Annotated in this window: 21 protein-coding genes, 1 tRNA gene and 1 pseudogene; 13 read left to right on the top strand and 10 right to left on the bottom strand. The window is 63.1% G+C overall.

What is annotated here, in order from left to right; genetic code table 11:
- The 4 genes and pseudogenes from MF134_RS16365 to MF134_RS24075 form a co-directional block, all read left to right on the top strand.
- A partial coding sequence (locus MF134_RS16365; protein ID WP_255340530.1) for a hypothetical protein occupies positions 1–274 on the top strand: 274 nt, incomplete at its 5' end.
- Complete coding sequence (locus tag MF134_RS16360) at positions 271–789, top strand: hypothetical protein (protein WP_255340529.1); 519 nt, start codon at positions 271–273, stop codon at positions 787–789. The genes MF134_RS16365 and MF134_RS16360, both read left to right, overlap by 4 nt.
- A gap of 106 nt (positions 790–895) precedes the next feature.
- Positions 896–1,558 carry a hypothetical protein gene (locus MF134_RS16355; protein ID WP_255340528.1) on the top strand — a complete coding sequence of 221 codons (663 nt, stop codon included), beginning with the start codon at positions 896–898 and terminating at the stop codon, positions 1,556–1,558.
- A 355-nt stretch (positions 1,559–1,913) separates the two neighbouring features.
- A pseudogene (locus tag MF134_RS24075) lies at positions 1,914–2,900 on the top strand (recombinase family protein); the annotation flags it as partial.
- Positions 2,901–3,450: 550 nt separating this feature from the next.
- Here the strand turns inward: MF134_RS24075 and MF134_RS16345 are convergent.
- Positions 3,451–3,527, bottom strand: a tRNA-Arg gene (locus MF134_RS16345).
- 361 nt (positions 3,528–3,888) lie between these two features.
- On the opposite strand from MF134_RS16345, the gene MF134_RS16340 reads away from it, so the two are divergent.
- Complete coding sequence (locus MF134_RS16340) at positions 3,889–5,007, top strand: anhydro-N-acetylmuramic acid kinase (RefSeq protein ID WP_255340526.1); 1,119 nt, start codon at positions 3,889–3,891, stop codon at positions 5,005–5,007.
- Positions 5,008–5,065: 58 nt separating this feature from the next.
- Here the strand turns inward: MF134_RS16340 and MF134_RS16335 are convergent, their stop codons facing one another.
- Positions 5,066–5,506, bottom strand: a complete 441-nt coding sequence (locus MF134_RS16335) for an outer membrane protein assembly factor BamE (protein ID WP_457590012.1) — start codon at positions 5,504–5,506, stop codon at positions 5,066–5,068.
- A 237-nt stretch (positions 5,507–5,743) separates the two neighbouring features.
- Between MF134_RS16335 and MF134_RS16330 the strand changes: the two genes are divergently transcribed.
- The 6 genes from MF134_RS16330 (at position 5,744) to MF134_RS16305 (ending at position 10,362) form a co-directional block, all read left to right on the top strand.
- A complete protein-coding gene (locus MF134_RS16330) occupies positions 5,744–6,277 on the top strand; it encodes a ubiquinol-cytochrome C chaperone family protein (protein ID WP_255340525.1) in 534 nt (177 codons plus the stop codon).
- A 3-nt stretch (positions 6,278–6,280) separates the two neighbouring features.
- A complete protein-coding gene (locus MF134_RS16325) occupies positions 6,281–6,847 on the top strand; it encodes a DUF177 domain-containing protein (RefSeq protein ID WP_255340524.1) in 567 nt (188 codons plus the stop codon).
- A gap of 54 nt (positions 6,848–6,901) precedes the next feature.
- Positions 6,902–8,014, top strand: coding sequence for a phosphate acyltransferase PlsX (gene plsX, locus MF134_RS16320; RefSeq protein WP_255340523.1), 1,113 nt, complete (start codon positions 6,902–6,904; stop codon positions 8,012–8,014).
- The gene (locus MF134_RS16315; RefSeq protein ID WP_255340522.1) at positions 8,011–8,988 is read left to right on the top strand and encodes a beta-ketoacyl-ACP synthase III; all 978 of its coding nucleotides are present in this window, start codon (positions 8,011–8,013) and stop codon (positions 8,986–8,988) included. The genes plsX and MF134_RS16315 overlap by 4 nt, the downstream gene beginning before the upstream one ends.
- A gap of 202 nt (positions 8,989–9,190) precedes the next feature.
- On the top strand, positions 9,191–9,547 hold the full coding sequence (locus MF134_RS16310) for an integration host factor subunit alpha (protein WP_255340521.1): 357 nt from the start codon (positions 9,191–9,193) through the stop codon (positions 9,545–9,547).
- 239 nt (positions 9,548–9,786) lie between these two features.
- Positions 9,787–10,362, top strand: coding sequence for a MerR family transcriptional regulator (locus MF134_RS16305; RefSeq protein ID WP_255340520.1), 576 nt, complete (start codon positions 9,787–9,789; stop codon positions 10,360–10,362).
- Positions 10,363–10,372: 10 nt separating this feature from the next.
- On the opposite strand, the gene MF134_RS16300 is transcribed toward MF134_RS16305, so the two are convergent.
- On the bottom strand, positions 10,373–11,404 hold the full coding sequence (locus MF134_RS16300) for a sodium:calcium antiporter (protein WP_255340519.1): 1,032 nt from the start codon (positions 11,402–11,404) through the stop codon (positions 10,373–10,375).
- Positions 11,405–11,668: 264 nt separating this feature from the next.
- Positions 11,669–12,670 (bottom strand): NAD(P)H-quinone oxidoreductase, encoded by a 1,002-nt coding sequence (locus MF134_RS16295; protein ID WP_255340518.1) that lies wholly within the window; start codon positions 12,668–12,670, stop codon positions 11,669–11,671.
- A gap of 374 nt (positions 12,671–13,044) precedes the next feature.
- Between MF134_RS16295 and rcdA the strand changes: the two genes are divergently transcribed.
- Positions 13,045–13,572 carry a protease adaptor protein RcdA gene (gene rcdA / locus MF134_RS16290; protein WP_255340517.1) on the top strand — a complete coding sequence of 176 codons (528 nt, stop codon included), beginning with the start codon at positions 13,045–13,047 and terminating at the stop codon, positions 13,570–13,572.
- Between the two features lie 251 nt (positions 13,573–13,823).
- Entirely contained in the window at positions 13,824–15,614 is a 1,791-nt protein-coding gene (aspS, locus tag MF134_RS16285; protein ID WP_255340516.1) for an aspartate--tRNA ligase, read from the top strand.
- A gap of 95 nt (positions 15,615–15,709) precedes the next feature.
- Here the strand turns inward: aspS and MF134_RS24070 are convergent, their stop codons facing one another.
- The 6 genes from MF134_RS24070 to MF134_RS16260 form a co-directional block, all read right to left on the bottom strand.
- Positions 15,710–16,075, bottom strand: coding sequence for a hypothetical protein (locus tag MF134_RS24070; protein ID WP_369695433.1), 366 nt, complete (start codon positions 16,073–16,075; stop codon positions 15,710–15,712).
- A gap of 128 nt (positions 16,076–16,203) precedes the next feature.
- A complete protein-coding gene (locus MF134_RS16280) occupies positions 16,204–17,592 on the bottom strand; it encodes an Mbeg1-like protein (protein ID WP_255340515.1) in 1,389 nt (462 codons plus the stop codon).
- A 126-nt stretch (positions 17,593–17,718) separates the two neighbouring features.
- On the bottom strand, positions 17,719–19,008 hold the full coding sequence (locus tag MF134_RS16275; protein ID WP_255340514.1) for a glycosyltransferase: 1,290 nt from the start codon (positions 19,006–19,008) through the stop codon (positions 17,719–17,721).
- A 53-nt stretch (positions 19,009–19,061) separates the two neighbouring features.
- Positions 19,062–19,592, bottom strand: coding sequence for a 2'-5' RNA ligase family protein (locus MF134_RS16270; protein WP_255340513.1), 531 nt, complete (start codon positions 19,590–19,592; stop codon positions 19,062–19,064).
- 46 nt (positions 19,593–19,638) lie between these two features.
- Positions 19,639–20,286 (bottom strand): DUF421 domain-containing protein, encoded by a 648-nt coding sequence (locus MF134_RS16265; RefSeq protein ID WP_255340512.1) that lies wholly within the window; start codon positions 20,284–20,286, stop codon positions 19,639–19,641.
- A gap of 47 nt (positions 20,287–20,333) precedes the next feature.
- A complete protein-coding gene (locus tag MF134_RS16260) occupies positions 20,334–21,527 on the bottom strand; it encodes a hypothetical protein (protein WP_255340511.1) in 1,194 nt (397 codons plus the stop codon).
- Between the last annotated feature and the right edge of the window lie 261 nt (positions 21,528–21,788).

Genomic DNA, 21,788 nt, shown 5'->3' with positions numbered 1-21,788 from the left:
CAGGTTGGCGATGAAACGCGTTCCGCTCCTTCGCCCTGCCTATTTCATCTGGATTGCCCTGCCGGCAGCGCTCTATGCGGGCTATCTCGCTCTCGGCGATCCCTACGTGATCTGGAGCTGGACGGCGTCTTCAGCCGGCGGCCATGGCTATCCCACCTTCAGGGCCGGCAACCATATCACCTGCACCTATGTCGGCTGGCCGGGCACTCTGCGTGAGCCGGCCGAAGGCGGGCAATGCGCTCTCCTGCGCTTCTCCAAGGCAGGCTGGCAATGAGCGCGCGCTTCGACAAGGCAGCAGGCCCCCGCGAGAATCCCTATCAGGCGATTCACGGCTACTTCGATCGGGCGATCATGAAAGCCGAGATCGAGCGCGGCTTTACCGGCGAAGACTGGCGCGAATACCAGACAATTGTCGCCGAGCACGATCGCCGCAAACAGGCGGCGGAAGAGGTCTACCGGTCCGAATACGAGGTGCGCGTCGCAAGTGTGCGCGGGCACCTGATCGACCAGGCCGGAAACGATCAGCCGGCGCTGAACCATCCCTGGTTCCGGTTCGACAGCTTCGGCAAGGAACGCCTCGACCGCCAGGCGCAGCGGATGGTCCAGGCCGATCATGCCCGCACCCTTCAGGCGATCACCCGGGATCAGGACGAAGCGCTCGCCCCGATTTACGCCCGCGCCGAAGCGCGGCTGCCCCCGGAAGATCGCGAGCAAGAACCGTTGAAATTCGAGACGCCCGTTACTCGCGCGACCAAGCAAAACCGGCGCATCGGTCCGCTTCAAACGTAGTCGATTATAGCAAACGCCGAGATAATCCGGAGATTTATCTTGCATTTTTAGGACCTGTGTCCTATTGTTCTTGTTATGTTCTTATTTGGGAGAAAGGAGACAGAACATGGCCATCCCGGTCGAAGACACGAAAAAGAAGCGATACCAGGAAGCCCGCGAAAGCTTTTCCGGGCGGCTCCTGACCGATACCCAGTTCGATGAGGCGGTGGCGATCACCGGCATCATCGAACGGGAAATCCACCGCACCGGCTCCTTCAAGGAGAAGCTCGGCGATTATTCCTACGCCTTCGCCCGCTCCGAACGGTTCGATGCCATGAAGGCGGAAACGATAATCCGTGACCTGTTCAAGGAGCGCTACGGGCGGACCATGAACGCCCTGCGCGAAGGGCTCATCGAGCGCGAGGACGCCCTTGGCGAGGATGATATTGCCCGCGGCCACGAGATGGCGCTTTCCATCGGCGAGATGGTCGAAAAAGGCGACAAGCTGACCTTCAACCGGGCGCTCGCCCATAAGAGCGGCGAGTTCGCCAAGCAGCTCGGGATCACCCACACCGTCGCCCGCAATATCATGGCCGAGCAATTCGAGGCCGTGGAAGGCCAGTCGATCTATGACTGGGGCAAGCAACTCGACGAAAACAACTACCGGGCCCAGGTCGAGGCCGAAAAAGAGGGCCGCTCGCGCAGCAACGGCCGCAGCCCGTATCGCAGTTCCTACCGGAGCGCCGCATCCCGGTCATCCCGGGATCGCACCGGTCCGGCCGGCCCGTGATGGCGGAGGGTATCCTGATGACCGAATTCGCACAGGAGGCCGGCAGCGGCGAACGCCGCGCGCCGGCGTACGCCGGTATTGCCTGCGATGCCGAGAAATATCAGGCGATGCTGGAGGAATCCGACCTCAGCGACGCCCAGAAACGCGAATTCATCGAGACGCTCTGGCAGATTATGGTCCAGTTCGTCGATCTCGGCTTCGGCGTCCATCCGCTCCAATCTATCCCCAGTGACGCCAAGGACAGGGCGATTTCGCTCGATGATCTGCTCGCGGGCGTGGTAAACTCAAGCTCTTCCGACAACAAGAAGAGCAAAGCCCTGTCTGCCCTCCGGGGCCCGGGCGGAGAAGAGGAGTCATGAGGCCGATCCCCACTGAAATCCCGCGCGGCGCCAAGGCCGTCATCTATGCCCGCGTCTCGTCGGCCGCGCAGATGAAGCGCGGCGATGGGATCGGTTCGCAGCTCACGCGCTGCAAGGAATACGCCCGCTATAAAGGGCTCGACGTCGTCAAGACGTTCCAGGACGACATGTCCGGCTCGCTGACGACGCGCCCCGGCATGGTCGAAATGCTCGCCTGGCTCCAGAAGAACCGCGGCGCCGACCCGATCGTCGTTATCATCGACGATATCTCGCGCCTGGCGCGCGGCATCGAAGCCCATCTCCAGCTCCGCGCGGCCATCGCCGAAGCCGGCGGCATGCTTCGCAGCCCGACCATCGAGTTCGGCGAGGATTCGGACTCGATCCTGGTCGAAAACATGCTGGCCTCTGTCTCCCAGCATCAACGGCAGAAGAATGCCGAGCAAACCGTCAACCGCATGCGCGCCCGGATCATGAACGGCTACTGGGTCTTCGCCTGTCCGCTCGGTTACAAATACGAGCGCGTTGCCGGCCACGGCAATATGATCGTGCGCAATGAACCGATCGCCTCGATCCTGCAGGAAGCCCTCGAAGGGTATGCCTCGGGGCGCTTCAAAGCCCAGTATGAGGTGAAGGAATATCTCGAAGCCCAGCCCGTCTTCATGCAGACGCAGCCCGGCGCCGTCATTCACAGCCAACGCATCCATGAGTTTCTGACGCGGGCCGTTTATGCCGGATACGTCCATGCGCCCAAATGGAACATTCCCCTGATGAAGGGCCGGCACGAGGGCCTGATCTCCTTCGCCACCTACGAGAAAATCCAGGCGCGCCTGCGGGAGAACTATTCGCCGCAGCTGCGCGGCGTGATCGGCGAGGACTTCGTCCTGCGTGGCCATGTCGAATGTGCCGAGTGCAATCGCCCCATGACGTCCTGCTGGTCGAAATCCAGCACCGGCGACAAGCATCCTTACTATATGTGCTTTACCCGCGGCTGCCCTGACTATCGCAAGAGCATTCGCCGCGATGAGATGGAAGGTGCCTTCGAAGGCATCGTTCGCTCGCTCCAGCCATCCGAGGGGATGATTGCGGTCGCCCGGACGATGTTCAAGGATGCCTGGGATCATCGCGCCCGGGCCGGAAACGAGCAACGCTTCGAGATCGACCAGCAGATCAAGAAAATCGACAAGCAGATCGAGAACCTTGTCGACCGCGTGGTCGAATCTGACAACGCGACGCTGGTCAAAGCCTATGAGCAAAAGATCGCGAAACTGCAAAAAGAGCGGCTGCTGGCCGAGGAAAACCGCGAAAAAATCGGCAAGCCGCAGCACGCCTATGACGAGATTTTCGAACTCGCCATGACCTTCCTCTCAACCCCCTGGAACCTCTGGGAAAGCGGACAGACGAACCTGCGCAAGCTAGTGCTGCGTCTGGCCTTTCCGGAACGGATTTCCTACAAGCGCGGATCGGGGTTTTCGAACGCCAAAAAAGCGTTGCCATTCAGACTCTTAGAGTCGATTTCCGGCTCTGAAATGGGAATGGCGCGCCCGAAAGGATTCGAACCTCTGACCCCCAGATTCGTAGTCTGGTGCTCTATCCAGCTGAGCTACGGGCGCCCTTGCGATTGTTCAGGACCGGTGCGGCCCTGTCGCTTGGCGCGCTAGGTAGCCGCTCATCGCGCCGATTGCAAGCGTCGATCCGTCATGGATCTGCAATCTTTCTTCTTTGCGGGGTCGCTTCGTTCTGGTCGGGCTCGGCGCAGATGGGCTATGGCATGCCCCAAGTCCCGGTTCCGGGCGGCGGGCCCGGACGGGGCGAGGGCGCGTCGAGGGACATGGCAGGGGCAATCTCCCGTCAGCGCGGGCCTTTGCACGGCAGGAGGCGCTGTGTTGTGATCCGTGACAAGCGCTGTGAATAGGCTCAGCGCGGCGTGCCGTGCCCTAACAGGACCGTCGTGGAAGAGAAGGAACGATCCGAATGAATCCGCAATGGGCCATCGGCCTCATGACCGGCACCGTCCTCGACGGCAATATCGACATTGCGGCGATTCGTACGGATGGCGAGACGATCGCCGAACTCGGTCCCTATGAACTGGCGCCCTATGGCGAGGACATTCCGCCGCTCCTGCAGGCGGCGGTGGCCGATGCGCGTCGGTGGCAGTTCGAAGGCGCCGAGCCTGAAAGTTTCAAGGTCGCCGAAACGGCTCTGACCGAGGCCCAGGCGCAAGCCGTCAATCGCTTTCTCGCAAAGCACGGGCTTGCGGCCTCCAAGATTGCTGCGGTGGGATTTCATGGCCAGACGGTCCTGCATCGTCCACCCGAGCCCGACCGGATCGGCCGGACCCGGCAATTGGGCGACGGGACGATGATGGCACGCATCGTCGGCGCCCCGGTGGTGCATGACTTTCGCTCCGCCGACATGGCGGCGGGCGGGCAGGGGGCACCGCTCTCGGCGATCTATCATCGCGCCATGCTCGATCGGATCGGGGCCGGACCGGAGACCGCGATCCTCAATCTGGGGGGCGTCGCCAACATCTCCTGGCGCGACGAAGATTCGCTCGTGGCCTTCGATACAGGCCCGGCCAACGCCCCGATCAACGACTGGACCAAGGCCCATGACGCCGGTGCGATGGACCGCAACGGGCGGCTGGCGCTTTCCGGCCGCGTCGACGAGGCTCGGCTCTCCAGGCTGCTCGAACACCCCTATCTCACAAGGGTCTATCCGAAGTCGCTCGATCGGTTCAGCTTCCAGATGGCCATGGCCGACGGCCTGTCCCTCGAAGACGGCGCTGCGACCCTGACCGCGTTCACGGCCGGCGCCGTCGGCAAGGCGCTCGATCTCCTGCCAAGTCGGCCGGATAAGCTGATCGTCTGCGGCGGCGGGCGGCACAATCCGGCGATCATGCAGGCGCTGGAGGTGCGGGCCGGCGTGGCGGTCGAGGATGCCGATTCCGTCGGCCTTCGTGGCGACGCCGTTGAGGCGGAGTGTTTCGCCTATCTCGCGGTCCGGGCGCTTCGCGGCCTGCCGATCAGCTTTCCGCTGACAACCGGCGCGCCGGAACCGATGACAGGCGGCATCGTCAATCGACCCGCATAGACGAGGCCGCGCCATCTTCAGGCACGGCCTTGGTCTTCGCCCGTGGGCAAAGGCCGGCCTACATGTTCGGGCGACCAGGCGTGCTGTCGGAGACGGTGTCGCTCAGGATCTGGCCGAGGAAGGAGGCGTCCTTGCCGCCGGTCGGCGTGGTGCGCGAGATGAAGTCGAACAGGCGGCCGTCCTGCAGACCGTAATTGGCGATGCGTTCGACGCGGTCTTCCTCGTTGAAATAGATGGCGAGGACGCGCTGGTCGACGAGGCGCGGCTGCATGAAGGCGACGGGTCGCACGCGCTTTTGCGAAATGTAGTAGAAGACCTCGTTGTCGAAGGTCGCCGTGGTCGAAGGCGAGCCGAGCGCCAGAAGAACCTGTTCGCGGCTGGAGCCTTCCGGGACGAGTTCGAGCGACTTCTCGTCGACGACATAGCCCTGGTTCAGGACCTCGCTGGTGTTGCAGGCCGCCAGCGGCACGAGACACAGGATGGCGGCACCGACGGCGATCGGCCGCGTCTTACGCAAGAAATAGGTCACGCTTTTCCTCTCCAAACCATGCGCCCCGCCGATGATCCCGCATCGTCCCGCCTCAGCCTCGGCATTGCTTTTGGGCAGCTTCGCGGCGAGGCCGCCACAGAACGTCTTTTTTTGCCGCCGGGCGTGTCGTAATCCACCTCAGGCGGCGTTGCAATCGCACACCGCCTATGGCACCGCCACTGAACAAGGCCCAACTCCGGAACAGACATGTTGAAACGTTGGAGGATCGCTCGCCAGAATCGCGCGATCGTCGACCTACTTTATCAGGAACTCGTTTCGCTGACCCGGCAGCCGAAGCTCTATGAGGCGTTCGGCATCGCCGATACCTTCATGGGGCGCTTCGAGGCGCTGAGCGTCCACGTCTTCCTTTGCCTGAGGCGCTGCCGGATGGATGCGGAACTGGCGCCGCTGGCCCAGGATCTGGTCGACCGCTTCATGGCCGATATCGACAACACCGTGCGTGAGCTCGGCGTCGGCGACCAGTCGGTGCCAAAGCGCATGCGAAAGCTGGCAGGTATTTTCTACGATCGGGTGCGGCGCTATGAGGACGCGTTCGACCAGGCGTCGCCAACCGATCAGGCGCTCGCCGAAAGCTTCGCCGGCCGCGCGATCGAAAGGCCGGAAGAAGCACCGGAGGGTGCAGCCGCCGGCCTCGCCGCCTACATGATCACGATGGAGGATCGGTTTCGCTCGGTGCCCACTGAGCGGATCCTGACCGGAAATCTGATCGGAGAGAATTGAGCCATGGCCGAGGAGGAAAGACCGGCGCTGCGCTACCCGGTTCAAGTCGCGAAACTGCCGAAGGACGGCCGGCCGATCAGTTTTTCCGCTGGTCGCAACGTCTGCGACGCGGTCGCCGCGCAGCTGGGCATCCTGGCCATCGAGCAGCTTTCGGCTGAACTCGTGGCACGCCCCTACCGCAAGGACGGCGCCCGGGTGAAGGGGCGCATCCAGGCCCGGGTGAGCCAGGAGAGCGTGGTGACCTTCGAGCCGGTCGAACAGGTGATCGACGAGCCGTTCGAGGCCGCCTATGTCCGCGAGGCGGCCAGACCGCGTCGGAGCGACCAGGACGAAGGCGAGATCGTCATCGACCCCGAAGCCGACGATCCGCCCGAGACCTTCACGGGCGACACGATCGATCTGGGCGAGCGGATCGTCGAGACCGTGGCGCTCGCTCTCGACCTCTATCCGCGCCGAAAGGGCGAGAGCTTCGATCGATTGACCACCGACGAAGCGGAAGACGAGCGGCCGGCTTCCGCCTTCGACGTGCTGGTCGAACTGCCGGTGGAAAAGCGACGGGAAGGCGAATGACGCGCATGCGGTGGTTGCCGATGCCGTCGAAATCGATATTTTCGCGCCGCGCCGATGAGCCACAGGGCGGCGACGGCGGAAAGCGAGAGTGAGTTGACCTCGAAATCCGGCATTACGATTTCGCTCGATGCGATGGGCGGGGACCACGGCCCGGAGGTCGTGCTGCCCGGTGCCACGATCGCGCTGCAGCGGCGCCCCGGGACGCGCTTCATCCTCTTCGGCGAGGAGGCGCGGGTGCTTCCGGTGTTGGAAGAGCACCCGGAGCTGAAGGCGGCTTCGACGTTTCATCACTGCGAGGTTTCCGTCCGCATGGACGACAAGCCCTCGCAGGCCCTGCGCCAAGGGCGCTACAAATCCTCCATGTGGCGTGCGATCGATGCGGTGAAGACGGGCGAGGCCGACGTCGCCGTCTCGGCCGGCAACACGGGCGCCCTGATGGCGATGGCAAAGTTCTGCCTGCGCACCATGGCGAATATCGAACGTCCGGCGATCGCTGCGATCTGGCCGACCCTCAAGGGTGACAGCGTTGTCCTGGACGTCGGCGCCACGATCGGCGCCGATGCCCAGCAACTCATCGATTTTTCGATGATGGGCGGCGCGATGGCTCGGGCGCTGTTCGGCCTGGAGCGTCCGACCGTCGGGCTTCTCAATATCGGCGTCGAGGAGGTGAAGGGGCAGGACGAGATTCGCGAGGCGGGCCGGCTGCTGCGTGAGACGCCGCTGCCGGGAATCGACTATCGCGGCTTCGTCGAAGGCGACGATCTCGGCCAGGGCACGGTCGACGTGGTGGTGACGGAAGGCTTCACCGGCAACATCGCGCTGAAGACGGCCGAAGGCACCGCCAAGCAGATCGCCGCCTATCTGCGCGCCGCCATGTCGCGAACCTTCCTGGCGCGGGCAGGCTATCTGCTGGCCAAAAGCGCCTTCGACCGCTTGCGGGACAAGATGGATCCGCGCAAGGTCAATGGCGGCGTCTTTCTGGGCCTCAACGGCATCGTCATCAAGAGCCACGGCGGCACCGACGCCGAGGGGATCGCCGCTGCCATCGACCTCGCCCACACCATGGCGCGGGCAGGTCTGCGCGAAAAGATCGAGGCGGACCTCGCCAGCTATCACCGCCGCATTTCCGAGGAAGCGGCGATCGTTTCCGAAAGCACTGTCTCATGAATGACCGGCTGACCTCCGTCATCCGCGGAACCGGATCGGCTTTGCCCGAGCGGATCATGCGCAACCAGGATTTCGAGGGGATCGTCGATACCTCCGACGAATGGATACGCCAGCGCACCGGCATTGCCGCGCGACACATTGCGGGCGAAGGCGAGACCACGGTCTCGCTTGCGGAGGCGGCGGCGCGGCGCGCTCTGGATGCGGCTGGAATGGCGGCGGACGATATCGATCTCATCATTCTCGCCACGGCGACGCCGAACAACACCTTTCCCGCCTCTGCCGTGCAGGTGCAGGCGGCTCTCGGCATCACCCACGGCTTCGCCTTCGACGTCCACGCCGTCTGCAGCGGCTTTGTCTACGCCCTGACCACGGCAGATCTCTATCTGCGCGGCGGACAGGCAAGGACCGCGCTGGTGATCGGCGCGGAGACTTTTTCGCGCCTCCTCGACTGGGAGGACCGGACCACCTGCGTGCTCTTCGGCGATGGAGCCGGCGCGGTCGTTCTTCAGGCGGAAACGGCGGAGGGGCCCGAGCCGCACGGCGTTCTCGTCTCGCGGCTGCGCTCGGATGGCTGCCATCAGGAAAAGCTCTATGTCGACGGCGGTCCTTCGACGACCGGAACGGTCGGTCATCTCAGAATGCAGGGCCGCGAGGTCTTCAAACACGCGGTGGGCATGATCACCGACGTGATCGAGGATTCCTTTGCGGCCGCTGGGATCGGACCTGACGATATCGACTGGTTCGTCCCCCACCAGGCAAACCGCCGGATCATCGAGGCATCGGCCAAGAAACTCGGCATTGCGCAGGAAAAGGTGATCATCACCGTCGAAGGCCATGGCAACACGTCGGCCGCCTCGATCCCTCTGGCGCTCGATGCGGCGGTGCGCGACGGGCGCATCAGGCCGGGTCATCTTGTTCTGCTCGAGGCCATGGGGGGTGGTTTTACCTGGGGGGCAGTCCTGATCCGCTGGTAAAAGCAGCTTGATTCACATGGTGGTTTGATTAAAGTGACCAACCGTTAATGTGCTGTGTTAGGTCATTGCGCAGCCATGTGTTTGGCCCGGACGTCGAAGCTCTTTTTGACGTCTGCGATATTTGAAGTCAGGAGTTGGTGCGCTCCGTCGCCTCAAGAGGGACGCGGCGCTTTCCGGTCTTCCAAAGGAGCAGGGGACGGGGATGGGAGACAAGACGCTTACCAGGGCCGACTTGGCGGAAGCGGTTTTCAAAGAGATTGGACTGTCCCGGACGGAATCGGCCCAACTCGTCGAGATGGTGCTCGAAGAGATCTGCTCGACGATCGCCAAGGGCGAGTCGGTGAAGATCTCATCATTCGGGTCGTTTCTCGTTCGCCACAAGAACGAGCGCGTGGGTCGCAATCCGAAGACCGGTCAGGAAGTGCCGATCTCGCCGCGGCGCGTGGCGGTTTTCAAGCCATCCAACGTCCTGAAGGACCGGATTCTCGAGGCGCACACAAAGCGCTCCTCTGCGCCGGCCGAACAGCCGGAGATGGAGTTGATGCGCGCCGCGGAATAGCGCGTCATCTCAGGTTCCCGCTGCGCGGTTGTCGCCAGTGGTCGCGATAGCTGTGCGTCGGTGAAGCGACGCCGTCACCGATTTCCCTTGTCGTCATCGCGTGAGCGCCACTCCAGCTTGCCATGGCAAGCAGCGGGCGAATGCGCACGTGGCCGGATTTGAGGTCGATGGGCCGGGCGGGGATCAGGGGTCGGGAGCGAGCCTTCAGACGCCGTCGCATCCCGAGGGTGGGGATTGATATGTCCGACAAGGGCGAGGAAGCGTTTCGAACGATTTCCGAAGTCGCGGAGGAGCTTGATCTTCCGCAACATGTGCTGCGCTTCTGGGAATCGCGCTTTGCGCAGATTCGCCCGCTGAAGCGCGGCGGCGGTCGCCGCTACTACCGGCCCGACGATGTCGAGCTGTTGCGGGGCATTCGCTATCTTCTCTATGTGAAGGGCTTCACCATCAAGGGTGTGCAGCGCATCCTGAAGGAAAACGGCAGCCGCTTCGTCGTGGCGATCGGATCCGGCGATCTTGCCGGGCTCGACAGTCTGCAGTCGTCCGAACCCGGTGGGGCCGCGCCCGCCGAAGAGCCCGAGCGGCATGTGGACGATCTCGATCTCATCCAGCCCGACCCGGAGACGGTGGCAGAGGTAAGCGAGCCGGTTGCCGCGCCCGAGGCCATGCGGCCGCGTGGCGGCGGCTTCTCCGGCTTCCTGCGCCGCGACCGCGATGCCGAGGGTCTGAAACTGCCGAAGAGCAGTCTGGAGACCCTCGACGCGGTCCTGCTCGACCTTCTTGAATGCAAACGGCTGCTCGATCAGGTCCGCTGAGCGGCAAGCCTCAGATGAAGAGCACGCCGACCGACAGCGCGTAGAGCACGAATACCAGAACGCTTTCGAAGCCGATATTGAAGGCGCCGCGCTTCTCCCGTTTCATCATGCCGAGAAGCACGATGATCACCATCAGGCCGGCGAAGAGGCCGGTCGCCTGATCGTCCGGCTTCATGTCGAGATAGATCGGCTCCGGCGTGACGAAGTCGGCCATGCTGAGGAACAGGATCTCGAACGCATTGCCGCCGATGATGTCGCCGACGGCAAGGCCGACGGCGCCAATGCGCACCGCCGCGATCGCCGTGACGAGTTCGGGCAGCGAATTGGCGATCGCCGTGAAGGTGGTTCCGAAGAGCGTGGACGAAACGCCCGTGATCGATACGAGCGCGATACTGGATTCGCCGACGGCGTAACCGGCAAGCGCCGTCAGGGCGGCGTAAACGCCAAACAGAGACCAGAGCTTCCCGTTGCTGCGGTCGTCCTCGCTTTCCGAGGCGTCGGATATCTCTTCGCGTGTCTCGTCCGTGACCGTAGCCCGCCACATGTCGCTGTCATGCACCGAATTGAGCAGAAGCAGGCCGAGCACATAGCCGATCGGCAGGATGATCGAGACGGGGTGGACGCCGAAGACGGAAATATCGGGAACGGAAGCGGCGATGAGTGCGGTGGCGAGGAGACCGAGCAGGAGCAGCCCCTGGGCGAGCGCCACCGGTGTCGCGGCGGCGTGTTCCAGATTGGCGCGCCGGTAGAAGATGTCGGCCACAGCGATGAACAGCGTCTGCGCCGTCAGTCCGCCGAGGGCGTTGCCGATCGCCAGCGACGGAAAGCCCTGCCAGGCGGTGGCGACGGAGGTGATGGCGCCCGGCAGGGAGGTCGATGCGCCGACGAAGAGCGCGCCGGCAACGACCTCGCCGAGTCCCGTCCTGTCGGCGAGTTCGTCTGCCAGATGCGAAACCTTGACGCCGGCATAGGTAATGACGGCCGCCGCCGCGAGGAAGATCGCAGCATTTACCGTGAAGCCGTAACTTTCGAATTCAAACATGCGGGCTCTTGGCGCCTCTTGTCGGGAGGAACGGGCGCGATGCCCTCGGGCAGGCGATGAAACTACCAACCCAAAGGCCTGAGTGACGGCTTTGGTTTCATCTGCGGCTCGGGCCGACCCAGGACAACGGGTTTCGCAGCCTGCGGATATCCAGGGCTGCCCGGCTGTGGAACGAGCGGGTAGCTGCAAGCCCAGCCCTGGAAACGTTAATGGCTGTGGAGAGTTACCGCTCGCCGACGCGCGGCCGGGAGGCTGAGGCCGGTTTCAATCACGCCCGGTGGTGAGCACGATCTTGCCGATATGATCCCGGTCGAGATGCCGGTGGGACTCCGCCGCCTCTTCGAACGGATAGGTCGCCTCGATCACCGGCTTGACCTTGCCGCTCTCGATCAGTGGCAGGACCTGCGCGCTGAGTTCGTCCGCGATCGTCTTCTTGAAGGCGACGGAACGATTGCGAAGCGTGGAGCCTGTGAAGGTCGCGCGCTTTCGCATCAGCAGGAAGAGGTCGATTTCGGCCTTTCGCCCCTTCTGCACCGCGATCTGAACGATGCGGCCGTCTTCGGCGACGAGTTCGAGATTGCGGCCCGCATATTCGCCCCCGACCATGTCGAGGATCAGGTCGATGCCGTGCCCGCCCGTCGCTTCCTTGAGAACGGCGACGAAATCCTCGGACTTGTAGTTGACGGCGGCATCGGCGCCGAGGGCTTCGGCGGCGCGACATTTCTCGGGGCTGCCGGCGGTCGTGAAGACACGGGCGCCGAAGGCGTGGGCCAGTTGGATCGCCGTCGTGCCGATCCCCGACGTGCCGCCATGGACGAGAAAAGTTTCCCCCGACTTCAGCCCGCCGCGCTGGAACACATTGTGCCAGACCGTGAAGAAGGTCTCCGGAAACGCGGCCGCCTCGACGAAGCTCAGGGCCTCCGGCACCATCAACGCATTGTCTTCGGCAACCGTCACATAGTCCGCATATCCGCCGCCCGGCACCAGCGCCATCACCCTGTCGCCCTCGGCAAAGTGCGAGGCGCCTTCGCCGTGCCCGACGACACGGCCAGCGACTTCCAGCCCCGGCCACTCCGGTGCGCCGGGGGGGGGGGGATAGGCCCCTTGCCGCTGCATCGCGTCCGGCCGGTTGACGCCGGCGGCGGCGACTTCGACCAGGATTTCGCCCTGCCCCGGCTGGGGAACCGGCCGGCTGCCCAGAACGAGAGCCTCCGGACCGCCCGGTTCCCGGATTTCCACTACGCGCATCTCACCGGACGAACCCATCGCAAGAACTCCTTCCCCATGTTTTGGCCTCGTGTTCGAGCGTCGAAAGGTAGAGGAATTCTTTCGAGGAGAAGCCGTCGTTAATCCCCGGGTAAGGTTTCTCGTGTTTATATGATTTCAGTCCAGTTCGCTGGACAGACGGCGCGGCCCGCCGCTCCGTTTGACGCCTCCCTGTTGAAAACTCCTGAGAGCCGTTCGCTGCGGCTCTTTTTTTTGCCTATTCACAGCCAAGTATCGCGTTAACCTTTATTAACGAAAACAAGGAAGTCTCAGCTTGCATTGTGCGCCGACTGGACGCACCTTGCCCGGGCTGCCGATTTGCCCAGTTTGGCGGTATTGATGATTTGGCTCGGCCGGGAGATGAGTGACAGGCGATGAGCACGCAAATGACCGACTCCAAGGACGACGATCGCACCGTCAAGCTGGCCGAGCATCTGGCGTTTTCGCGCTCCTTTCAGCCCTTGTTCAACGAGGGCATGGCGATGGTCGACGAGACCGCGGCCTATCTCGACGAACAGGGGCGAAAGGAAGCCAAGCAGCTGACCAAGGCCGGCGCGACGCTCTACGCCGCCGAATCGATGCGCCTGACCACCCGGCTCATGCAGATCGCGTCCTGGCTGCTTCTCCAGCGCGCGGCCAATCAGGGCGACATGTCGCGCAGCCAGGTCGAGGCCGAAAAGGTCAAGGTGCGCCTGGAAGGGCTCGGGACGGCGAAGGACTCACCGCAATATGGTGAGTTGCCGGAGCGTTTTCGTGACCTCGTGGAGCGTGCGATCAAGCTCGAGCGGCGAATCGCCATGCTCGATCGCGAGATTTACGGGGCCACGACCGAGGATGCGGGCGAGACCGCCAATCCCGTCGGCCAGCAGATCGATCTCCTGAAGACCGCTTTCCACGGCTGAAGCCGAGCCCGGCTCCGGACCGTCACTGCCTGCGGATATGCCCTGGCGACGATGAATGAATGTCATGCGTGCGATCGCTTGGTGGTGATCGGACGCATTTTTTCGCGCGAAAGCCGGGCCAATCTTGACATCACCGGGGGGCCATGTGCTTGTCCCGCCCGATTCAGACAATTTTGGCGCTGCCGGATGACTGCGGCTGCCTTTGCGGTCGAAGATGCCGACCGCTGAAAACCGATCGAAGAGAGACTGCCATGCACCGCTACCGCTCCCACAACTGCGCCGCCCTGCGCCAGGCGGATGTCGGCCAGAGCGTGCGCCTGTCCGGCTGGGCGCACCGCATTCGCGACCATGGCGGCTTGCTCTTCATCGATCTGCGCGACCATTACGGTCTGACCCAGGTCGTGGTCGATCCCGATTCGCCGGCCTTTGCGACCGCCGAGACGGTGCGCGGCGAGTGGGTGATCCGCATCGACGGCGAGGTGAAAGCGCGCTCTCAGGAGACCGTGAACCCGAAGCTGCCGACCGGTGAGATCGAGGTCTTCGCCCGCGAGATCGAGGTGCTTTCGCCGGCCAAGGAACTGCCGCTGCCGGTCTTCGGCGAGCCCGAATATCCCGAAGACATTCGCCTCAAATACCGTTTCCTCGACCTGCGCCGCGAGACGCTGCACAAGAACATCATGCGACGCACGCAGATCATCGCCAAGATCCGTGAGCTGATGCAGGGCGCGGCCTTCACCGAATTCCAGACGCCGATCCTGACCGCGTCGAGCCCGGAAGGCGCCCGCGACTTCCTGGTGCCGTCGCGCATCCACAACGGCATGTTCTACGCCCTGCCGCAGGCGCCGCAGCAGTACAAGCAGCTCCTGATGATGTCGGGCTTCGACCGCTATTTCCAGATCGCGCCCTGCTTCCGCGACGAGGATCCGCGCGCCGACCGTTTCTATGGCGAGTTCTATCAGCTCGACGTGGAGATGAGCTTCGTCGAGCAGGAAGACATCTTCCAGACCATGGAGCCGGTGATCCGCGACGTCTTCAAGGCGTTCGCCGACGGCAAGAAGGTCTCCGAAACCTTCCGCCGCATTCCCTACGCCGAGGCGATGGAGAAATACGGCTCCGACAAGCCGGATCTTCGCAATCCGATCGAGATGCAGAAGGTCACCGAGCATTTCGCCGGTTCCGGCTTCAAGGTCTTCGCCAACATGATCGCGAATGACGACAAGGTCGAAGTCTGGGCGATCCCGGCCAGGACCGGCGGCTCACGCGCCTTCTGCGACCGGATGAACTCCTGGGCGCAGGGCGAGGGCCAGCCAGGCCTCGGCTACATCTTCTGGCGCGAGGAGGGCGGGGCCATCTCCGGCGCCGGGCCGCTTGCCAAGAACATTGGCGAGGAGCGCACCGAGGCCGTCCGCAGCCAGCTCGGCCTCGAGACGGGCGACGCCTGCTTCTTCGTCGCCGGCCGGCCGGAGAAGTTCGTGCAGTTCGCAGGCGCCGCCCGCACTCGCGTCGGCGAGGAACTGAACCTCCTCGACCGCGACGCCTATGAGCTCGCCTGGATCATCGACTTTCCGTTCTACGAATGGGACGAGGACGAAAAGCGCGTCGACTTCGCCCACAACCCCTTCTCCATGCCGCAAGGCGGCATCGAGGCCCTGGAAAGCCAGGAGCCGCTGGCGATCAAGGCGTTCCAGTACGACGTCGTCTGCAATGGCTACGAGATCGCGTCTGGCGGCATCCGCAACCAGCTGCCCGACACGATGGTCAAAGCCTTCGAGATCGCCGGCTATTCCCGCCAGGACGTCGAGGAGCGCTTCGGCGGCCTCTACCGCGCCTTCCAATACGGCGCCCCGCCCCATGGCGGCATGGCCGCCGGCATCGACCGCATCGTCATGCTCTTGTGCGGGGCGAAGAACCTGCGAGAGATCGCGCTCTTCCCGATGAACCAGCAGGCGTTCGACCTGCTGATGGGAGCGCCCGCGGAGGCGACGCCGGCGCAGTTGCGGGAGCTGGGGCTGCGGGTGGCGCCCACACCCAACAGAGAGTAAGGCTTTCGCCTTTAAATGTGCTTCTTTAACTGACCCGCCTTGCTTAATTTCCATATGACGGGCTCAGATTATGCGTAAACTCGTCGGATCAATCCTTACCGGTCCAGATCCCTTCTGACAGCGGTAGGCTCTTTCACGTTCGACAACATACCCTTTTCTCGAAGCTGCCTCTTGAGAGATTGCAACGCTTTGCCATCGGAAGAGTTCGGGTCAATTCGAGAACTGAAGGCTAGCCAAGGAAGCGAAAAGCCACGCTTATCAACTGCATTCGGGTTAGCCCCGCGCTGTAGAAGAGCAAGTACTATTTTCCAAGCATCAATTGAAGCTGCGTGAAGAAGGGGGGTCGTCTTCGCGAACCCCTTGATCTCGATATTTGTGCCAGCTTCCAACTCGGCAATTACGCCCTTTTCGTCGAGCTGGGCAATTCGCCAAAATATTAGTGGTCGTCCGTCGGGTCCCATAGATTCTGCTGTTGCCATAGTCGTCGCTCCAAAGAGAAGAAAAATAAATATAATGAATATGAGAGAATTCCGCATGAAGTCCGGCCTGTTTATATAAACCTATTGCTACAATAATTTTTTAAAATACATTAAATCTGAAAGCAATTGTGAGATATTTGACTGTTTGATATGTTGCGGGCTTTATGTTCGAGCGCTTCAATAACCGACTCCATCATGTGAAGCCGAACGCTGCGCCCTATCCCAAAACCTAAAGCAGCCCCAAAACTCGCAGCTGAGCCTCCACTAAGCACAGATCCCAGAAGGGCGCCACCGACACCAGCCTCAACATCCGACGAGGATAGATTTCTTGCTGGAGTAAGGGGCTTTCGCTTGCCGACCGCCCGTGGAGCGACAGATCGTGTTCCGTCCTGCAGTGAGCTGAGTGCATCTCCCTCAACGTAATAGGCTTCAATGGGCGCAGAAGGTCCATCGCCTCCGTATCTCATAAGTGTTTTATTATGCAATCCCGCAGCGTTGAAGGTGTAACCTCGGCCACCCGATGCGGCGGAGGCGACGGAAGCAAGGCCACCACCTAAAGAATGCCCAACAAATCGCACGTGATTAGGTCGAGCTTCGTTGGCAGTTCTACCGATCAGTGCGGCGCTCGAATAATAGGGCGTCTCCATACCAAGACCTTGCCTGATATTTGCGGACCAGTCAGCGATTGAAGTTGGCCGCGTACCGCGAAAAGCTATAGTATATTCGGTCTCGTGGTTCTCAGGATTAGTGCGTGCAAAAACCTGATAGTGGAACTCGTCGTTCGACAAGTCGCCGGTAATTTCCTCGCCGTCGATAACTAGGCCCAAGTCCTCTAGGTCGTTTTGGGAAGCTGGTCGCCAGTTGCCTGGAAGCGGCGATTGAGAATCAGACGGTTCATACACTGCGGCAGCTAGCACTGCCATCTCATGTGCGATGGCATTTTCCTCGGCTGAGACGGCCAATTGTACGCAAAGCGGTGAGAGAGCAGCCGTCATACCGCTGGCCCGCTGCCCGATGATCACCGTCGGCAACCCCAGCAAGATCTTGTTCATCGGGCCGAAGGCTTCGAGGATGGTGTCGCCCTGGCGGCTGGCCGGGAGGCCGTTGATGAGGACGGTGGGCGAGCCGTCGATGACGACGCCGGGGCCATGGGCGGGGAGCGGGGTTGCGCAGACATGCTTGTCCGCGCCGCCGGAGGCGCTCGCGATCGTTGCGGCCATCGCGGTGATTTCGGCCGCTTTCAGAGCCATTTCGGCGGCCTTGGCAGCGGGATAGCCGGGGGTGCCGGATGCGGCCGTGGTAGCGGTCTCGGCGATCTTGATGCGGGCGTTCGAGGCGGCTTTTGCCGCTTGCAAACCGGACGCGGCACCTACGGGGATGGCGCGCCAGGCGGGTCTGCCGCCAATGACCACGTTGAAGCTGCCGGGGCCCGGCTGAAGGACGCCGGGGATCGGATGCACGACAGGATCAAGGACTCGGGCGGCCGGGCCGGTCGGCATGGTGCTCTCTTTGGTTGTCTAATCTTATCGTATAACAACCAAAACGAGTTTTTACGTCAAGCTGCAATCAAATGCTCTGCGGCTCCATGATCGCTCGGATTCCGGTTGGCGACCGCGTGTGACCTATCAGTGGTGACCGTCTGCATGCTCGCCGGTGATGATTTCCACCGCTTTCGCCACCCCGTCCTCCACCCTGAGCCGCGTGCCGAGCTGCCGGGCGTTGTCGCGCAGTCGCTCGCTCGTCACCGCTTCGCGGATGGCGGCGGCGAGGCGGTTTTCGGTCAGCTTTCTGCGCGGGATCGGCGGCGTTGCGACACCTAGGTCGGCGGCGAGGCTGGCCCAGCCGGGCTGGTCGCCGAAGAACGGGCAGATGACGGAGGGCACGCCGGCATGAAAGGCTTCCAGGGTCGTGCCGGCGCCGCCGTGATGGACCACCGCCGTCATCTGTGGAAACAGCCAGTCATACGGGGCAGGCGGGATCGAGATGATGGTCTCGTCGGCGGCGATCTTGAGGTTTGCCCAGCCTTTCGCGACGACACCGCGCTGGCCGGCCTTGTGCAGGGCGCACGTCACCAGGCGGCCCAGCGCCGCTCCGTCAACGCTCGTCATGCTGCCGAAGCCGACGAAGACCGGCGGGGCGCCGCGTTCCAGGAAGGATCGCAGCGCTTCGGGTGGCGTGTAATCGCGTGCCTTGTCCAGTCGCCAGCTGCCGGTGATGAAGGCCGTTGCGGGCCAGTCGTCCGGTCGCGGGATCAGATGCGGGCTGTAGGCATGCAGGACGCGAAGGGGGCCGGTGCCCGGCGGGGCGAGGACATCGCGGCCATGCCGGACCGGGGGCAGGTCGAGGTCGTCCTGACGAAAGCGGTTGATGCGGCCGCGAAAGGCACCGATCGACTTTTGGACCAGCGCATAGGTCAGCCGGTTATAGCCCGGAAACGGCAGGTGCGGCAGGCCCATGGCCGGAAAGGCCCGCGTCGGCACATACATGGGCTGCAGTGCTCCCAGAAAGGCGGGCACGTTCAGCTTCTCGGCGATGTGGGGCGCGGCAAAGAGCTTGGCGTGGAAGACGATGACGTCTGGAGGAAAGCCTCTCGCCGCTTCCCAGCACTGGCGCATCAGCGCGTCATTGATCGGTCCGGATCGGCGCGCCAACCGGATGCCGGCGGCGATCCGCCGGGTAAGGCCGCGGCCGCCTTCGAGCATTGTCTTGCCGTCTTGTGTCTCGATCGCGGCAAGCGAGGCGTCGGACAGGGGGAAGAAGGCGATGCCATGCTCCGTGACGAAGTCGCGAAAGCGCTCGGAGGTCGCGAAGAGGACGTCGAGACCGGCGCCCTGCAGCCCCTTGGCGAGCGCCAGAAACGGCTCGACATCGCCGCGGCTGCCATAGGTGAGGATAAGGGCGCGCCGGGGAGACATGGCCTCGGATCATTTCCCAATTGGGCGGCCGAAACAATGCCGCCGGCGTGCGTTCAAGATCCGTCCTCCGGCATCCGGGAGGCGACAAAGGGAAACGATCCCGCGGCCTCCCACGGACCGCCGCGATAACGCCACAGGAGGAGACCGGTGCCGGTCGCGGTGAACGGCCGGAAATCTGCACGGAGTGCAGCGAAACCGGCTTTCGCCGCCTCCGCCGGCACCTTGTTCTGGATCGTCACATGGGGGCGAAAGCCCTGGCCGTCCTGAGGCGTCAGCCATTCGTGCCAGAGACTGGCGAGTTCCTTGCGCAGCGCGACCAGGGCCGGCGCGTCGATTTCATAGGCTGTGCCACGCCCCAGAAAGCGCAGTCCCGAAACGGACAGGGGAAAGGGTGCGGTCCGCGCGGCGAGGCCCGTGAGAGTCGCGGCGATCTCGTTCTCCTGCTCACCGGGCAGGTGATGAAACAGCGTGAGATGCGCCGGAATGAGATTGCGCTCGGGCGGAAAGTGCTGGCGTCGCATCCGATCGAGGAAGGCGAAGCTCGCCGCGTCGAAGCCGAGCGTCAGAATGACCGGGGCGGTCATCGCCGGGGAGGAGCCGCAGCGGCGGGCGGCCCGGTGACGGGTCGCCTCACGCCTTCTCGCTCGCGCTGTGGCCGGCCAGGTCGCCCGGCGGCGATCCGACGTCGGCGCCGCGCACGTGGCGCAGCAACTCGGGTGCCACGGTCTCGCCATGTAATACGCTGATGTCGCCGGTGGTCTCCAGCACGACGGCGCGGACTTCGCTCATCGACTGGATGTTGGCGCCGCGCAGCTTGGCATAGACATCACCCGGCGAGACACGGCTCGTGGCCATCGCCTCGTCGATGAAGACGCCGTCGCGCATGAGAAGCAGAGGCTGATTGTCGACCAGCCCGGTGACGAGACGGCTACGGCGGCGGGCGAAGGCTAGAACGACCTGGATCGTCATGAGCGCAAGGATCGCGACCACTGCCTGGAGGAAGCTCGCCCAGTTCGAGGCACTGCTGGCCGTCGCCAGCAGCGAACCGGTGGCGAGCGTGATGACGAAATCGAAGGCCGTCATCTTCGAAAACGAGCGCAGCCCGATCGTTCGCACGAGCGCGATGATCACGGCGAGCGCCAGACCCCCCAGGAGAAGGCCGGCGATCAGGCTGTCGGCGATGTCGGGCAGACCGAAGATGGCGGTGTCCTTTCCGTCGGGCGTGTGGGTTCTACGCCAGGATGAGGACTGACCTTGCCCAACGAAAACGCCGGTCAAGCCCAGGAGGCCGACCGGCGCGAAGTTTTTCGCTATGCGGCTAAGCCTTATTCGTCGGCCTCATTGGCCGTCACGTCGAGCGAAAGCACCTGCGGCAGTGTCTGCGGTGCGCCCATCGCGGCTCCGACGATCTGCATGGCCGGAACCGGGCTTTCGGGATCGATCGAAATCGAAATCGACTGCGGATCCTGAAGGAAGCTCGAGACCGCGTCGTTGACCTTCTGCTGAAACTCCGGATTCTGCAGTTGTGCCAGCATCATCGGAGCCATGCCGGAGATCATCTGGACAAGCTGCTCGCGGGTCTGGCCCTGCTGTCCGGCGTAATAGTCGAGAAGCTTGTTGGTCAGGGAATCATCGGTGAAGGTGAGGTCCGCCGAGCCGATCGAGAGCTGCGACATCAGCCCCATCATCGCCATGCCGGAATTCTGGTTGCCCTCCGGATTCTGCGCCATCTGCTGGGAAATCTGCTGCATCGACTGGATGAAAGCCGGAGTGTAGCCCGACATGTCGAAGGTGAAGGACAGATTCCCGACATTCTCCACATCGATCTCGAAGGGGTCGAGGTCGATCGAACCCGAGGTCGGATCCCAACTGCTGCTGCCCTTGATCGTGCCCGACAGCGTCTCGTAGCCCAGCTCGGTCATCGTCTTGGCCGCTTCGGGATCGGCCGTGGTGAAATCGACGTTGAAGGTGCCGAGATCCATGTCGGACGAGAATGTGCCGTCGTCGGCGATGGTGTTCTCCACCTTCACGCCTGAAAGATCGAAGACCTGCTGGCCGTCCTTCTCAACGGTGACCGACTCGACGCCAGCCCGCTCGAAATAGAGTTCGGAGACCTGCTTGACCGCCGGCATGTCGCTTCGCGCCCCCTCCGGCAGAAGCTCCACGCCTTCGATGCTGATCCCGGAGATTGTCGTGCGCATGCCGTCTTCGGTGACGTCGATGTCCTGGACAGGGATGCGCTCGACGCGCCAGCCATCGGCTGTCGATCCGGTGACGTTCTCGAAGGTGACGTCGCCAATTTCTTCCGCGCTTTCACCCGTGGGAGCGCCGGAAACACCCTGCAAGATGACATTGTCTCCTTCCGAGACCGCGCTGTCATAGGTGAGGGTGAAGTTCTGCTTGCCGGCGACTGCCTTCAGGCGCTCGGCGAATGCCTCCGCGTCGGCGGCGAACGCCGAGGTCGACATGAGAAGACCGGCGGTAAGCGCGGCGAGGGGGACCGAAGTCTTGGCGAACATGAAAAACCTTCTCTTGCTTGTGGCCGGCGAAAGGGCCTCCTGATCGTACATGGGCCCACATGTCGCCGAAGCCTTGCCCCATCCGCAGTTTAGGGCGGCACCCGGCCGCAATCTACGGCGAATTCGGGCGCCGGAAAGGCGTGAACCTCGCAATCGGGGATGAGAGGGTTAATCGCTTTCGAAATCGAGGTCGCACGATGGTTCGGGATCGAGGGCTCATCTTCGACGCCGCAAGCGCTCAGGCCTTGCCGGGACCCTTCA

It is taken from the genome of Jiella marina (assembly GCF_024359545.1).
GTDB lineage: Bacteria > Pseudomonadota > Alphaproteobacteria > Rhizobiales > Rhizobiaceae > Jiella.
Note: the sequence above shows the minus strand (reverse complement) of the source record. Positions and strands in the feature narration are given on the sequence as shown.

What these genes read in the sequence shown, in the direction of transcription:
- MF134_RS16260 (WP_255340511.1), bottom strand. Translation starts at nt 21,527, where the DNA reads ATGTTCGCCAAGACTTCGGTCCCCCTCGCCGCGCTTACCGCCGGTCTT.
- MF134_RS16300 (WP_255340519.1), bottom strand. Translation starts at nt 11,404, where the DNA reads ATGTTTGAATTCGAAAGTTACGGCTTCACGGTAAATGCTGCGATCTTC.
- MF134_RS16275 (WP_255340514.1), bottom strand. Translation starts at nt 19,008, where the DNA reads ATGTCTCCCCGGCGCGCCCTTATCCTCACCTATGGCAGCCGCGGCGAT.
- MF134_RS16295 (WP_255340518.1), bottom strand. Translation starts at nt 12,670, where the DNA reads ATGGGTTCGTCCGGTGAGATGCGCGTAGTGGAAATCCGGGAACCGGGC.
- MF134_RS16310 (WP_255340521.1), top strand. Translation starts at nt 9,191, where the DNA reads ATGGGAGACAAGACGCTTACCAGGGCCGACTTGGCGGAAGCGGTTTTC.
- MF134_RS16270 (WP_255340513.1), bottom strand. Translation starts at nt 19,592, where the DNA reads ATGACCGCCCCGGTCATTCTGACGCTCGGCTTCGACGCGGCGAGCTTC.
- MF134_RS16325 (WP_255340524.1), top strand. Translation starts at nt 6,281, where the DNA reads ATGGCCGAGGAGGAAAGACCGGCGCTGCGCTACCCGGTTCAAGTCGCG.
- plsX (WP_255340523.1), top strand. Translation starts at nt 6,902, where the DNA reads ATGAGCCACAGGGCGGCGACGGCGGAAAGCGAGAGTGAGTTGACCTCG.
- MF134_RS16330 (WP_255340525.1), top strand. Translation starts at nt 5,744, where the DNA reads ATGTTGAAACGTTGGAGGATCGCTCGCCAGAATCGCGCGATCGTCGAC.
- MF134_RS16315 (WP_255340522.1), top strand. Translation starts at nt 8,011, where the DNA reads ATGAATGACCGGCTGACCTCCGTCATCCGCGGAACCGGATCGGCTTTG.
- MF134_RS16355 (WP_255340528.1), top strand. Translation starts at nt 896, where the DNA reads ATGGCCATCCCGGTCGAAGACACGAAAAAGAAGCGATACCAGGAAGCC.
- aspS (WP_255340516.1), top strand. Translation starts at nt 13,824, where the DNA reads ATGCACCGCTACCGCTCCCACAACTGCGCCGCCCTGCGCCAGGCGGAT.
- MF134_RS16340 (WP_255340526.1), top strand. Translation starts at nt 3,889, where the DNA reads ATGAATCCGCAATGGGCCATCGGCCTCATGACCGGCACCGTCCTCGAC.
- MF134_RS24070 (WP_369695433.1), bottom strand. Translation starts at nt 16,075, where the DNA reads ATGGGACCCGACGGACGACCACTAATATTTTGGCGAATTGCCCAGCTC.
- rcdA (WP_255340517.1), top strand. Translation starts at nt 13,045, where the DNA reads ATGAGCACGCAAATGACCGACTCCAAGGACGACGATCGCACCGTCAAG.
- MF134_RS16280 (WP_255340515.1), bottom strand. Translation starts at nt 17,592, where the DNA reads ATGCCGACCGGCCCGGCCGCCCGAGTCCTTGATCCTGTCGTGCATCCG.
- MF134_RS16360 (WP_255340529.1), top strand. Translation starts at nt 271, where the DNA reads ATGAGCGCGCGCTTCGACAAGGCAGCAGGCCCCCGCGAGAATCCCTAT.
- MF134_RS16305 (WP_255340520.1), top strand. Translation starts at nt 9,787, where the DNA reads ATGTCCGACAAGGGCGAGGAAGCGTTTCGAACGATTTCCGAAGTCGCG.